Origin of the sequence: Acidovorax sp. (assembly GCF_047607405.1) — a bacterium.
Classification (GTDB): Bacteria; Pseudomonadota; Gammaproteobacteria; order Burkholderiales; family Burkholderiaceae_C; genus Acidovorax.
Genome location: NZ_JASGDA010000083.1, coordinates 1 through 12,112, shown reverse-complemented (window position 1 = coordinate 12,112; position 12,112 = coordinate 1). Strand labels below are relative to the sequence as shown.

The following is a 12,112-nucleotide window of genomic DNA, read 5'->3' as shown; positions in this document are numbered from 1 at the left end:
GGCATCAGGGCTGCACCAGCGTCAGCTTGGTGATGCCCACGGCGTTGGCAGCGGCCACCAGGTCCTTGGCTTGGCTGGTCAGGCTGTCGATGGTCTTCTGGATGCGCTGGCGGCCCGGGGCGTCCTTGCCGCCGATGATTTCGCGGTCGAACGGGGCCTGGATGGCTTCGGCGGCGGCCACCGATGCGGCGATCTGCCGCGTGGTCTTGTCGGCCAGGGCGGCGTCTTTTGCGGCCACCAGGTCGCGCAGCGACGGGCCCTTGACCACGCTGCCATCGGCCCGCTTGTACTCGCCCAGCCACACGTTCTGGATGCCGCGCGCGTTGGTCACGGCGTCGCGGTGCGTGTTGTCGGAGAAGCACGAGTGCTCGTCCTCCTGGTCCTGGCTGTTGAGCGCCACTTCCAGCCGCTCGCCCGCCAGTTCGCCGCGCGAGAGCGAGCCCAGGCCCACGAAGATCTTGCGCACCGACTCCTGCCCGCCCTTGGCGAACCTGGCGCGGTAGTTGTTTTTGGCGTCGGGCGCCCAGGCTTTGACCAGCGTGGTCAGGTCGTCGATCAGCAGCTCCGTCACCACGTTCAGGTACTGGCGCCGGCGGTCGGCGTTGGGCTTCTTGCCGTCCACGAAGTCCTCGAAGCTGCGGTCGCCCGGCCCTGTTTCGGACAGGTCCTGGCCCCACAGCAAAAATTCGATGGCGTGCCAGCCGGTGGCGATGTTCTCCTCGCCGCCGCGCTCGTTCTGCCCCGACAGGGACTTCTTGGTGATGGCGAACTTGCGGTTGTTGATGAGGCCCGCGCCCGGCTTGCCCTGCACGCCATCGACGAAGGACTCGTCCATGGGCCAGGCGTTGATGCGGCCTTCGGGGCCGTTGTCGTCGTCGATGGGGCCGCCGTAGAAGCGGAAAGCCTCGGTCTGGCCGTAGAACTCGCGCGCCGCCAGCCATTGCTTGCGCGCCTCGGACAAGGCTTCGGCGGACGGCTTGGCGGTGAACGCCTGGATGGCGGCCTGCAGGGCGCGGGCGGCGTTCAGGGCGTCTTCGTAGTTGGCATGCACCAGCGCGCCGTAGTGCGCGGCCACTGCATTGGCGGTGGCGGGGCTTGCCGCCGTGGCCGCCGCGCCGGGCGTCTGGGCCAGGGCTTGCGGCGCGAGGGCGCCTGCGGTCAGCAGGGCCACGGCAAGGATGGCGGCGGGGGCAAGGGCGGGCTGTCTCATGCGGGTTCTCTCCTGCGGTGGTTGCACGGGCAAAAAAAGCGGCCAGCCCCGGAATGCCCCGGGCGCTGGCCGCTGCGATTATATGGATGCGAGTGATTGTTATTACCTGCCTGGCCGCAGGGAATAGGTCAATCCAGCAGGTCCGAATAATCGCCGCGCTCGAACGACTCGCTGGCCTTCCACGGCGCCACCGCCGGGGCGGGCAGGCGCGTCACGGTGACCTGCGTGGACTCGGTGCCGTGGTCGTCGGCGCGGGCTATCCTGTGCGGGTACTGGCCCGCCACGTCCCAGTCCACGGTGGTGGTGGCTTCGTCCTTCACGCTGCGATAGCGCTGCACCCCGGCCTTGGGCGGGCCCACGCGCTCCATGCGGGCCAGCGCGGCGGGCGGCACCAGCCAGTATTGCGTGTCCCACGACCCGCCGTAGCCCACGTTGCCGTGGTGCGCGCGGTCCACCTCGATCACGCGGCGCATGCCGTTCAGGACGACCTCGACCTTCTCCTGGCCGTCGTCGCTGCGGCTCACGCGCAGGGGGGCGCCGTGGGCCTCGTCGTGGGCGTGGCCGTGGTCGTGCGGATGTTCATGGCTGTGGCCGTGGCCCTGGCGGTGCAGCAGGGCGGCGGGCAGTTCGCGCTCCGTCCACACCATGCCGGGGCGGCGGTACACGCGGTTCGTGTGCGTGGTCTGGCGCAGCACGCCGTCGCGGCCAATGGTGCGGGTGTGGTAGGTCACGCGCAGGTCCACGGGCGGGGCGGCTTTCATGGCAGCGGTGGCGGCCTGCACTTTGCCCGCTGTGTCTTGCGCGGGCGCGGCCAGCGGCAGCCACAGGGCGGCGGCCAGCAGGAGAGGGGAGTATTGCTTCATGGTAATACTACTAAAACAATAGCTGCCAGCGCTTGCTGCATAAGCGCTAGCGGCCAATTTCACTTAAATTTCATTCTGAGAGCTGCGCACGCTGCGGGCGCTGCCCAGGCGCGGGCAGACGCGAAGCGGCTCAGGGGGGTGTTCACAATCCAGCGGCTTCCTTCACCTTGCCGAACACCTTGGTGTTGTCCATCGTGCCCTTGAACAGCCGTGCGCCCGCGCCGCCCGCGAACAGCATCACGTCGCCGCCGCCGTGGGTTTCGGAGCCGGGCGCGCCCAGGTTGATGTTCACCTCCTGCAAAAAGTTGTCCTGCGTGGTGTCCACGTGGGTGAGGTCTTCGCGGCCCGCGCCACGGGCGGGGGCGACCCAGGGCTTGCCGCCGTCTTCGTCGTTGACCTGGGTGGCGGCTGCCGTGGTGGGGCGGCCGCCGTTGCCGAACACCAGCGTGGTGTAGGGCTTGCCGTCGGCGGCCAGGGCGGGCGTGCCGGTCTGGTAGTTGATGGCCTTGCCCAGGATGGGCGAGCCGATCCTGGTGTAGCCGTTGAAGGCGATGGAGTGGTCGTGGTCGGCCGTCACCACGATCAGCGTGTTCTGGAGGCCCGGGTCTTTCTTCTCCATGTAGGCGCGCACGTTCTCGATGGCCTTGTCCAAGGCCAGCGTGTCCTCCAGCGCGCGCTTGGCGTTGGTGCCGTGCAGCGCGTGGTCGATGCGGCCGCCCTCGACCATCAGGAAGAAGCCCTTGTCGTTGCGGCTGAGCACATCGAGCGCCTTGGTGGCCATGTCGCTCAGGCTGGGCTGGTCGAGCTTCTGGTTCACGCGGTCCAGCTCGTAGGCCATCTCGCTTTGCGCGAACAGGCCCAGCAGCTTGTCGGTGCGGCTGGTGTCGAGCGCGGCCAGTTCGCTGCCACGGCTGACGTAGGTGTAGCCCTTGGCCTGCATCTCCTGCACCAGGTTGCGCGTGTCCGAGCGCTTGCTGGACGGGTTGAGCGGCTTGGGCAGGTAGTTGCGCTGGCCGCCGCCCATCAGCACGTTCAGGCCCGCGTCCACGGACTGCTCGGCGATGGTGTTGTAGGCGTTGCGGTTGCAGACGTGGGCGTAGGTGGTGGCGGGCGTGGCGTGGCCCACGCGCGTGGTCGAGACCGCGCCCACCGAGCGGCCTTTGGCCTTGGACAGCTCCAGCAGCGTGACGGCGGGCGTGCCGTTGCCCGTGGCGGGGCAGGTGGTGTCCTCGCCGCTGACGTACTGCGATCCGTCGCTCTTGTAGGCCGATGTCTCGGCGCTCATGGAGATGACCTCGTTGTTCATCTTCACGCCGGTCATGTACGCGGCCATCGACGGGGCGCTGTCGGTGGTCTGCGCGTCGCGCGAGAAGGTCTTGATGCGCGCGGCGTAGGGCAGCGACTGCATGGCGAGCCTGGCGCGCTCGCTGGTGACGAGCTTGTTGGCGTTGCCTGCGGCGATTTCCTTCTCGCCCTTGTAGATGCGCGCGGCGGTCACGGTGACGGGGCCCATGCCGTCGCCCAGGAAGAAAATGACGTTCTTGGCCTGCTGCGCCTGGGCCGCGCCCGATGCGAGCAGCGCCATGGCCAGTGCGGTCTTGCGGAGGGTGGTGTTCATGGTGTGGGTTCCTTGGTTCACAGGCCGATGGACTTCTTGATGAGGCCGAAGACTTCGTTGTTGGTCAGCACGCCGCTGAAGTTGTCCGCGCCCAGGCCGGTCGCGCCCAGGAACACGTCGCCGCCGCCGTGCGTCTCGCCGCCTGCGGGCATGGGCACCACGGACTCCTGCAGGTAGTCGGCGCTTTCCAGCTCGGCATCGCTGATGGCGCCGCGCGTGGCCTTGTGGCCGGGGCCGTTGCCGAAGCCCAGCACGGTGTAGGGGTTGCCATCCACATCCTTGGAAGGCTGGCCCTTCACGTAGTCCTTGACCAGGCCCAGCACGCCGGGGTTGCCCGGCGCGGTCTTGCCGGTGACCTTGGCGTAGCCGTTCATCTGCAGCGTGTGGTCATGGTCGGCGGTGACGACGACCAGCGTGTTCTTCAGGCCGGGGTCTATGGCCTGCATCCTGTCCAGCGCGGCCTGGATGGCGTTGTCGAAGGCCACGGTGTCCTGCAGCGCGCGGCGGGCGTTGGTGGCGTGCAGCGCGTGGTCGATGCGCCCGCCCTCCACCATCAGGAAGAAGCCCTTCTTCTTCGCGGCCAGCGCGTCGATGGCCTTGCCGGTCATCTCGGCCAGGCTGGGCTCCTTGCTGGCGTCGCGGTCCAGGTCGTAGGCCATGTGGTCCTTGGTGAAAAGGCCCGCGATCTTGGTGCTGCCGTCCGCGGGCAGCTTGTCGAACTCCGCCTTGTTCGCGGCGAAGCTGTACCTGGCCTTCTTCAGCTCGTCGATCAGGTCGCGCCCGTCGTTGCGCTTGCCGCCTGCGGCGGAGGTGGGCGTGAAGTAGCTCGTGCCACCGCCGAAGACCACGTCCACGCCGTCGCCCAGCCTGGCGTTGTAGCCCGCGCCGCCGGGCACCAGGGCGGCGGCGATGGTGTTTTCGGCGTCGCGGTGGCACACGTGCGCATAGGTGGCGGCGGGCGTGGCGTGCGTCACGCGCGTGGTCGTCACCACGCCGGTGCCGTAGCCCTTGGCCTTCATCTGCTCCAGCAGCGTCTCCACGGGCGCGCCGTTGGTGGTGGGGCAGGTGCTGTCGTACTTCACGTGGTAGGGCTTGCCGTCGGCGTCGGTGGCCTGGGTGTCGGCGGACATGGAGATGACCTCGTTGTTCATCTTCACGCCGGTCATGTAGGCGGCCATCGAGGGCGCGCTGTCCGTCACCTGGCCGTCGTTGGAGTAGGTGTGGACGAAGGCCGTTTCGGGCAGCTGGTCGATGGTCAGCTCGCCGTCTTCGCCCACGCTGTAGATGCGCGCAGCCGTCAGCGTGGTGATGCCCATGCCGTCGCCCAGGAAGAAGATCACGTTCTTGCTGGGGGTGGAAATGGCGGGCGTATCGGGCGTGCTGTGGCCGCCGCTGCCTCCGCAGGCCGTGACCAGCACCGATGCGCCTGCCAGCGCCGCGCACAACAGTTTCAGTTTCATGGAATTGCCCTCTTGGGTCGTTGGTGGGAACCCGATGAATCTAGGAGCCGCGCGTGACGGCGCCGTGACGGCACTGTGACGGTTTCGTTGCTCTTCAATGCCTTTTTGGCATCCAGCGCACGTCCATCAAAGGGGTTCAGCTATGTAATCAATAGCAGACGCACCGCGCCAGGATCGCCCTACACTGACCGGTAACTCCACAGCCGCGCCTTGCCATGACACGCACCGACGACGCCCCCACCGTCCGCCACCTGCGCCAGGTATTGCTCTGGCCCGTGCGCCTGATGCGCCCCGACCAGCGCGGCCCCGACACCGCCCCGCCGTGGCAGGTGCTGCAGGCCATGGGCGAAGACGCATCGCCCTGGCGCGAGGTGGTGGACGAATACGGCGGCGGGGGCGGGCGCTTTCAGGAGCGGCATTACAACGAGTTCGTGAGCTTTTTGCCCTACGTGCAGCGCTTTCTGTACGGAGAGGGCCGCACGGGCGCCCGCGCCGAGCACGGTGCCGACTCGCCCATGCGCGTGTTCCGCCGCAGCGACATCGCCGCGCTGCGCGTGGTGGCCCGCGCGGGCGCGGCGCCCGTCACGCTGCAGGTGGCGCACATCGACCTGTACTTCTTCTACGACGTGGACGTGGTCATCCTGAACGTCGAGGTCGGCGCCGACAACCTCACGCTGGCGCAGGTACACGACCAGCTCTACCGCTTTGGCCGCGCCTACCCCGGAGGCTGGAAGCCCGACGGCGCCGCGCTGCACAGCATGCACAGCGTCGAATGGCTGGACGCGCAGGGCGCGGTGCTGGCCGCATCCGACGCGCAGCAGCGCGAGGTCTTCCTGGCCCACGTGTCCGAACATCGCGCGCCGAGGGTGGCCAGCCACTGGGACTACGTGATGCAGCCGCTGGTCAGCGACCATTCCGGCGCGTCAGGGCAGCTGCGCTACCGGCAGATCGAATACCACCGCATGCCCATGATGGCCTACCTGGCGGTGGACGGGCCCGAGCGCCTGTCGCGCGCCGAATTCGTGCGCCTGGGGCTGGTCACCGGCCCGGGCGGCGCCGAAGGCGACCTGCCGTTCGCCGAACAGCACCTGGACGGCTTCGAGCAGCGCTACTGCTACGACCGCTTCTGGGCCCCCGGCGGCGCCGCGCCCTACACGCGCTACCTGTGCAGCGGCCATGCCCTCGTCGTGGTGGGCGATGCGCGCTCGGAGTTCTTTCGCTGCCCGCTGCGCGGCGTGCTGGCGCAGTTCAGGCACCAGCACTTCCTGCTGTTTGTGATAGCGCACTTCCAGAAGGCCGCGCTGCTGATGTTCTCGGCCCAGCTCGTCGAGGCGCTGCAGCACCTGGACATCCGTGACGTGCAGAGCGTCAAGGGCTTCAAGCGCTCCATCCGCGCCGCGTTCGAGCGGTTCCTGCGCTTCACGCACCGCTACTGGTTCCACCAGATCTCCGACCAGGCGCAGGTGCGCGCGCTGTGGGCGCTGTGCGCGCAGCACCTGGACACCGACGCGCTCTACCACGAGGTGCGCGACCGCATCGCCGACATGAACGACTACCTCGAAACCGACAGCCTGCGCCGCCAGGCCAACACCGTGATGCGGCTGACCGTGGTCACGCTGTTCGGGCTGATCGGTTCGGTCACCACGGGCTTTCTGGGCATGAACCTGCTGGACGAGGCGGGCGCGCCGTGGTGGCGCAAGCTGGCCATGTTCGCCGCCGTGGGCGTGTTCTTTACCCTGCTGACGTTCTACACGCTCGTCAAGTCGCAGCGCTTGTCGGACTTCATCGACGCGCTGTCCGACCGGCGCCAGACCTGGCGCGGCAAGCTGGCCGCGCTCGGGCGCGTATGGCGCGCGGGTGCGGACTGAAGCTATTCCAGGGTGCCGCCTGCCCCGGCGGAAGCGGACGGCGGCTCGAAGCAGTCACGGAAGCTGAACACCACCGAGGTGAAGAACATGGCCGCCAGCATCATCGCCGTGCCCAGCATGATGGCGCTCGCCACCTCGGTGCCCAGCAGCGCCGACACCAGCGTCAGGGCCATGCCGCCGACCAGGAACACCCCCGTCCAGCCCAGCCCATAGACGAAGAAGGCGCCGAAGTTGCGCACGCAGGCCACGATGCTGAAGAACAGCGCCTTCACCGGCGGCACGCCGTGCCAGTGCATGAGTCCCGGCGCGTGCCAGAACAGCAGCGACAGCGGCAGGTGCAGCAGCATGGACAGCCACATCGCGCCCTGGAAGGCGGGCTGCTCGGCCATCTCGCGCGTCAGCTGCGCGCCGCCCAGATAGACCTGGGCGAACTGCCCGCCGTCCACCAGGGCCGACAGGCCCATGACGGCGAGGAAGCCCACGGCGTACATCACGCCCAGCGTGAGCATGTCGCGCAGCCGCCACCGCCCGTTGCGCAGGGCCGCCAGCAGCACGGCGGGCGTGGGAAAGCGCCCCTGTGCGGCCTGCGCCGCCGCCAACATCATCGCCAGCGTGGCCGAGGGCAGCAGCGCCAGCGCCACGGCACGACCGACCAGCGGGATCATGGTGGCCAGCGACATGGCCGCCATGGCCATGAAGAACAGCGCCGCCAGCGCCAGCGGCTGGCGCCAGAACGCCTGAATGCCGAGCCGCACCCAGGCCATGCCCGTGCGGGCGGGGACGATGCGCAGTTTCATGGCAACAGCACCGGGTGCGCGACGCGCTCGCGCAGCACGCGCTCGAAGTGGGTGGGGTCGTGCGGGGTGAGCATGCTGGCCTCGCGCGGCAGATGGAAATCCCACAGCCGCGAGATCCAAAAGCGCAGCGCGCCCGCGCGCAGCATCGCAGGCAGCAGCTCGCGCTCGGGCGCAGTGAGCGGGCGCACGGTCTGGTAGGCGTCGAGCATGCACCGGGCGCGCCCGGCATCGTGCGTGCCCTGCGCCAAGTCGATGCACCAGTCGTTCAGGCACACGGCCAGGTCGAACAGCCAGGTGTCCACACCCGCGAAGTAGAAGTCGAAGAAGCCCGTCAGCTCCTCGCCCTCGAACATCACGTTGTCGCGGAACAGGTCCGCATGCACCGGCCCGCGCGGCAGCGCGGCGTAGGCGCTGCTGGCGGCCACGTGGTTCTGGTAGGCCAGTTCGGAGCGCAGCAGCGCGCCCTGCGCGGCGTCGATGTGCGGCAGCACCACGGGCACCGTCTCGTTCCACCACGGCAGGCCGCGCAGGTTGGGCTGGCGGCGGTCGTAGTCGCGCCCCGCCAGGTGCATGCGCGCCAGCATGGCGCCCACGGCGGCGCAGTGCGTGCCCTGGGGCGCGAGCTGGCTCCTGCCGGCCAGCTTGTTGACCACGGCGGCAGGCTTGCCGCACACGGTCAGCAGGATGTCGCCATTGGCGTCCGCCTGCGGGTCGGGCACGGGGATGCCGCCGTGCGCCAGGTGCTTCATCAGGTGCAGGTAGAAGGGCAGCTGCTCGGCTGTCAGGCGCTCGAACAGCGTCAGCACGTACTCGCCCTGGCTGCTGGTGAGGAAGTAGTTGGTGTTCTCGATGCCGCCCTGGATGCCGCGCAGCTCGATCAGCTCGCCCAGTTGCAGGCGGTGCAGCAAGTCCTGCGCCTCGGAGTTGGAGACTTCGGTGAAAACGGCCATGGCTGGACGGGCGCCAGCGCGCCCCGGGGGGAAGGGTTGGTTAGAACTTGAGGACGTTCCACACGCGCGGCGCGGTGGTGGTCTCGGCACCGTTGTTGCTGCCCGCGCGGCTGCGCGCGCCGTCGGGCGGCTGCACCTCGTAGGCGGGCAGGCTGCCGGTCTTGGGCTGCACGGCGATGCTGCGCGTCTGGCCGCCCACGCGCAGTTCATCGACACGGCTGCCCGCGTCTTCGATCTGGATGCGCTCTACGCGCTGGGTGCTGCGCTGCTCATCATTTGATAGCTGCTCGCGCTTGTCCAATAAGGGCTGCGGGGCATTTTGGCTTGTATTCTGGGCCAGGGCAGGGCCGCAGGCCAGGGCCAGCAGCAGGAGGAGGTGGGATGCGCGCATGCGGCGATTTTACCGGGGCGCCCCGGAAGGCGTGAACCCACCGACCGGGCGCGGGCATGGCCCGGCAGGGGGCGGATCACGCTCGCGCCACCCATTCCATGTGCGTGGTCCGCCACGGCGGATCATCGTCCACGCACAGCAGCCTGAAGCCCATCGCCCTCCAGAAATCGATGGCGCCGGGCAGGAACGGGTGGGTGTGCAGATACAGCGTGTTCACGCCCTGTGCCAGGGCATGGGCCTTCAGGGTCAGGAACAGCCTGCGGGCCAGGCCCTGGCGGCGCTGCCCGGGGGCCACGTACAGGCGCACGACTTCGACCACGCCGCCGTTGGGATAGTGCAGGTGGGCAAAGCGGTGGTCATAGGCGCGGCAGGCGATGCTGCCCACCACGCGGCCCTCTGCGCCACGGGCGACCAGCATGCGGCCCGGCGCGGTGCCGTAGCTTTGGGCGAAGTGGCGCAGGTCCGGCGGCATGGCGTCCAGGTCCATGCGGCCCGCGAACAGGGCGGCGCGGGCCTGCAGCAGAAAGCCGAGCACTTCGGCATCGAGCACGTCAACGCCGTGAATGGAGACCGGTGGGATGTCGCCGCGCATGGGGCGACTGTAGCGATTCCACCGCTGGGTTTTGACGGAGATGAAGGTCCTCGGTTACATTGGCGGCGCTTTGGCTCCGCAAGGAAGGAAGCTGGCCCTGGGCCAGCTTTCCAGGGAATCCACGAAATGGAACTGCCCCCGCAACTGTAGGCAACGAGCAGGCTTCGAGTGACCACTGGAATGTTTTCCGGGAAGGTGAAGCCCCGCGATGAATTGCCAGTCAGGAGACCTGCCTTGGCGCACCTTTCTCATTTCATTGCCGGCGGGGTGTCCGGAAAGTGAACGGCTTCACGCAAGCCAGCCGGGCCGCAACCTTGTCGGCGCGGCTGCACGCGGGCTGCCGGTTTCTTTCCGCATGTCGTCGGCGTTTTTCGAAAGACGACTTCATGCCCGCCCGCACCACACTCCGCCTTGCCCTCCCGGCCCTGCTGGCCGCCGCTTTCTGCGCAGCGCCCCTGGCCCATGCCACCAGCTACCCGCTGACCGTGGAGAACTGCGGCTACCAGCAGACCTTCAAACAGGCGCCGACCTCGGTCGTCACCATCGGCCAGGCGGGCACCGAGATGCTGTACGCCCTGGGCCTGGGCGACAAGGTGGCGGGCACGGCGCTGTGGTTCAACCCCGTGCAGCCCCGGTTCAAGGCCGTCAACGACAAGGTGCCGCGCCTGGCGGACAACGACCCCAGCTTCGAGGCCGTGATCGGCAAGCGCCCGCAGTTGGTGGTGTCGCAGTTCGAGTGGATGGTGGGCAAGGAAGGCGTGGTCGGCAAGCGCGAGCAGTTCCATGACCTGGGCATCGCCACCTACGCCATGCCGTCCGACTGCGAGGGCAAGGACAACCTGAGCGGCGCCGACGGCACGCGCACCGCCAAGTACGACGTGAATGCGCTGTACAAGAGCGTGCGCCAGCTGGCGCAGATCTTCAACGTCGAAGCCAGGGGCGAGGCGCTGGTCAAGGACCTGACCGAGCGCCAGGCCCAGGCCGTCGCCAAGGTCAAGGCCACGGGCCTGAAGGACTTGAGCGCTGCGCTGTGGTTCTCCAGCGCCGACCTGGCCATCGACCCCTACATGGCGGGCGCCAAGGGCGTGGCAGGCACCATGATGCAGACGCTGGGCCTGCGCAATGTGGTCACTTCGGCGGAGGAGTGGCCCACCGTGGGCTGGGAGACCATCGCCAAGGCCAATCCCTCGGTGCTGCTCATCGCGCGCATGGACCGCCGCCGCTTCCCGGCGGATGACCACGTGAAGAAGCTGGAATTCCTGAAGTCCGACCCGGTGACCAAGCACATGGACGCGGTGAAGAACAACCGCATCGTCATCGTGGACGCCGACGCGCTGCAAGGCTCGATCCGCATGGTGGACGGCATGGAGCAGATCGCAGACGCCGTGCTCAAGCTCCAGGCCGCCGCCAAGTGAGCTGCGGTCCCGCCCCCGGCAGCCACACGGCCATGCGCATTGCCTTGCGCATCGGCGGGCGGTTGGCTGCCGCGCTGGCGGTGCTGCTGGTGGCAGTGTTGCTGGGCATTGCCATCGGCGAGACGCCAATCCCGTTGCGCCTGGTGTACGAGGCGCTGTCCAACAAGCTGTGGGACGCGGGCCACGCGGTGAGCCCTATCGACCAGGGCATCGTCTGGAACTACCGGCTGCCGCGCGCGCTGGTGGCGGCCAGTTGCGGCGCGGGGTTGGCGATTTCTGGCGTGGTGCTGCAGTCGCTGCTGCGCAATGCGCTGGCCGAGCCCTACCTGCTGGGCATCTCGGCGGGTGCATCCACGGGCGCGGTGCTGGTCACCGTGGCCGGGCTGGGCGCGGGCGCGCTGTCCATGACCACGGGCGCCTTCTTCGGCGCGCTGTGCGCGTTCGCGCTCGTCGCCCTGCTGGCGCACGCCGCAGGCGGCGGGGGGCTGCGCAACAGCGGGCAGATCGTGCTGGCCGGGATCGCCGGATCGCAGCTGTTCAACGCGCTGACCTCGCTGATCATCACCAAGTCGGGCAGCGCCGAGCAGGCGCGCGGCATCATGTTCTGGCTGCTGGGCAACCTGAGCGGCGTGCGCTGGCCCGACACGGCCCTGGCCGCTGGCGTGGCTTGCGCGGCACTGGCCATCTGCCTGCTGCACACGCGGGCGCTCGACGCCTTCACCTTCGGCGCCGAGTCGGCCCTGGCGCTGGGCGTGCCGGTGCGGCGCGTGCAACTAGCCTTGCTGCTGACGGCGGCGCTGGCCACGGCGGTGATGGTCTCGATCGTCGGCGCCATCGGCTTCGTCGGACTGGTGATTCCGCACGCGGCGCGCTTTCTGGTCGGCGTGCGCCACCAGCGGCTGCTGCCGGCCAGCGCGCTGATCGGCGCGGTGTTCCTGATCGCGGCGG

General features: G+C 68.8%; 11 protein-coding genes and 1 riboswitch. Of the genes, 3 read left to right on the top strand and 8 right to left on the bottom strand.

Annotation, left to right across the window (positions count from 1 at the left end; translation table 11 throughout):
* Positions 1-4: 4 nt before the first annotated feature.
* From QM569_RS09555 to QM569_RS09540, 4 genes are all read right to left on the bottom strand, one after another.
* Entirely contained in the window at positions 5-1,210 is a 1,206-nt protein-coding gene (locus QM569_RS09555) for an imelysin family protein (RefSeq protein WP_414986999.1), read from the bottom strand.
* 128 nt (positions 1,211-1,338) lie between these two features.
* Positions 1,339-2,073, bottom strand: coding sequence for a hypothetical protein (locus QM569_RS09550; protein ID WP_414986998.1), 735 nt, complete (start codon positions 2,071-2,073; stop codon positions 1,339-1,341).
* Between the two features lie 142 nt (positions 2,074-2,215).
* Entirely contained in the window at positions 2,216-3,691 is a 1,476-nt protein-coding gene (locus tag QM569_RS09545) for an alkaline phosphatase (protein WP_414986997.1), read from the bottom strand.
* 17 nt (positions 3,692-3,708) lie between these two features.
* Positions 3,709-5,151: an alkaline phosphatase gene (locus tag QM569_RS09540; RefSeq protein WP_414986996.1), complete on the bottom strand. Its 1,443-nt coding sequence runs from the start codon at positions 5,149-5,151 to the stop codon at positions 3,709-3,711.
* 215 nt (positions 5,152-5,366) lie between these two features.
* Here QM569_RS09540 and QM569_RS09535 point away from each other — a divergent pair, with 215 nt between their 5' ends.
* A complete protein-coding gene (locus tag QM569_RS09535; RefSeq protein ID WP_414986995.1) occupies positions 5,367-7,019 on the top strand; it encodes a hypothetical protein in 1,653 nt (550 codons plus the stop codon).
* A gap of 2 nt (positions 7,020-7,021) precedes the next feature.
* Here QM569_RS09535 and QM569_RS09530 read toward each other — a convergent pair whose 3' ends face one another.
* The 4 genes from QM569_RS09530 to QM569_RS09515 all read right to left on the bottom strand — a co-directional run bounded on the left by QM569_RS09530 (position 7,022) and on the right by QM569_RS09515 (position 9,749).
* Positions 7,022-7,816 carry a BPSS1780 family membrane protein gene (locus tag QM569_RS09530; RefSeq protein ID WP_414986994.1) on the bottom strand — a complete coding sequence of 265 codons (795 nt, stop codon included), beginning with the start codon at positions 7,814-7,816 and terminating at the stop codon, positions 7,022-7,024.
* Positions 7,813-8,766, bottom strand: a complete 954-nt coding sequence (locus QM569_RS09525; protein WP_414986993.1) for a homoserine kinase — start codon at positions 8,764-8,766, stop codon at positions 7,813-7,815. Before QM569_RS09525 ends, QM569_RS09530 begins: the two co-directional genes overlap by 4 nt.
* Before the next feature lie 40 nt (positions 8,767-8,806).
* Positions 8,807-9,157 (bottom strand): hypothetical protein, encoded by a 351-nt coding sequence (locus QM569_RS09520; protein ID WP_414986992.1) that lies wholly within the window; start codon positions 9,155-9,157, stop codon positions 8,807-8,809.
* A gap of 76 nt (positions 9,158-9,233) precedes the next feature.
* A complete protein-coding gene (locus QM569_RS09515; RefSeq protein ID WP_414986991.1) occupies positions 9,234-9,749 on the bottom strand; it encodes a GNAT family N-acetyltransferase in 516 nt (171 codons plus the stop codon).
* Between the two features lie 68 nt (positions 9,750-9,817).
* A riboswitch (cobalamin riboswitch) is annotated at positions 9,818-10,001 on the top strand.
* A gap of 134 nt (positions 10,002-10,135) precedes the next feature.
* Between QM569_RS09515 and QM569_RS09510 the strand changes: the two genes are divergently transcribed.
* Entirely contained in the window at positions 10,136-11,164 is a 1,029-nt protein-coding gene (locus tag QM569_RS09510) for an ABC transporter substrate-binding protein (RefSeq protein ID WP_414986990.1), read from the top strand.
* A 32-nt stretch (positions 11,165-11,196) separates the two neighbouring features.
* A partial coding sequence (locus QM569_RS09505) for a FecCD family ABC transporter permease (protein ID WP_414986989.1) occupies positions 11,197-12,112 on the top strand: 916 nt, incomplete at its 3' end.

Bases quoted from the DNA above. Each gene is read 5' to 3' on its own strand.
- QM569_RS09555 (WP_414986999.1), bottom strand. From the start codon at position 1,210: ATGAGACAGCCCGCCCTTGCCCCCGCCGCCATCCTTGCCGTGGCCCTG.
- QM569_RS09550 (WP_414986998.1), bottom strand. From the start codon at position 2,073: ATGAAGCAATACTCCCCTCTCCTGCTGGCCGCCGCCCTGTGGCTGCCG.
- QM569_RS09545 (WP_414986997.1), bottom strand. From the start codon at position 3,691: ATGAACACCACCCTCCGCAAGACCGCACTGGCCATGGCGCTGCTCGCA.
- QM569_RS09540 (WP_414986996.1), bottom strand. From the start codon at position 5,151: ATGAAACTGAAACTGTTGTGCGCGGCGCTGGCAGGCGCATCGGTGCTG.
- QM569_RS09535 (WP_414986995.1), top strand. From the start codon at position 5,367: ATGACACGCACCGACGACGCCCCCACCGTCCGCCACCTGCGCCAGGTA.
- QM569_RS09530 (WP_414986994.1), bottom strand. From the start codon at position 7,816: ATGAAACTGCGCATCGTCCCCGCCCGCACGGGCATGGCCTGGGTGCGG.
- QM569_RS09525 (WP_414986993.1), bottom strand. From the start codon at position 8,766: ATGGCCGTTTTCACCGAAGTCTCCAACTCCGAGGCGCAGGACTTGCTG.
- QM569_RS09520 (WP_414986992.1), bottom strand. From the start codon at position 9,157: ATGCGCGCATCCCACCTCCTCCTGCTGCTGGCCCTGGCCTGCGGCCCT.
- QM569_RS09515 (WP_414986991.1), bottom strand. From the start codon at position 9,749: ATGCGCGGCGACATCCCACCGGTCTCCATTCACGGCGTTGACGTGCTC.
- QM569_RS09510 (WP_414986990.1), top strand. From the start codon at position 10,136: ATGCCCGCCCGCACCACACTCCGCCTTGCCCTCCCGGCCCTGCTGGCC.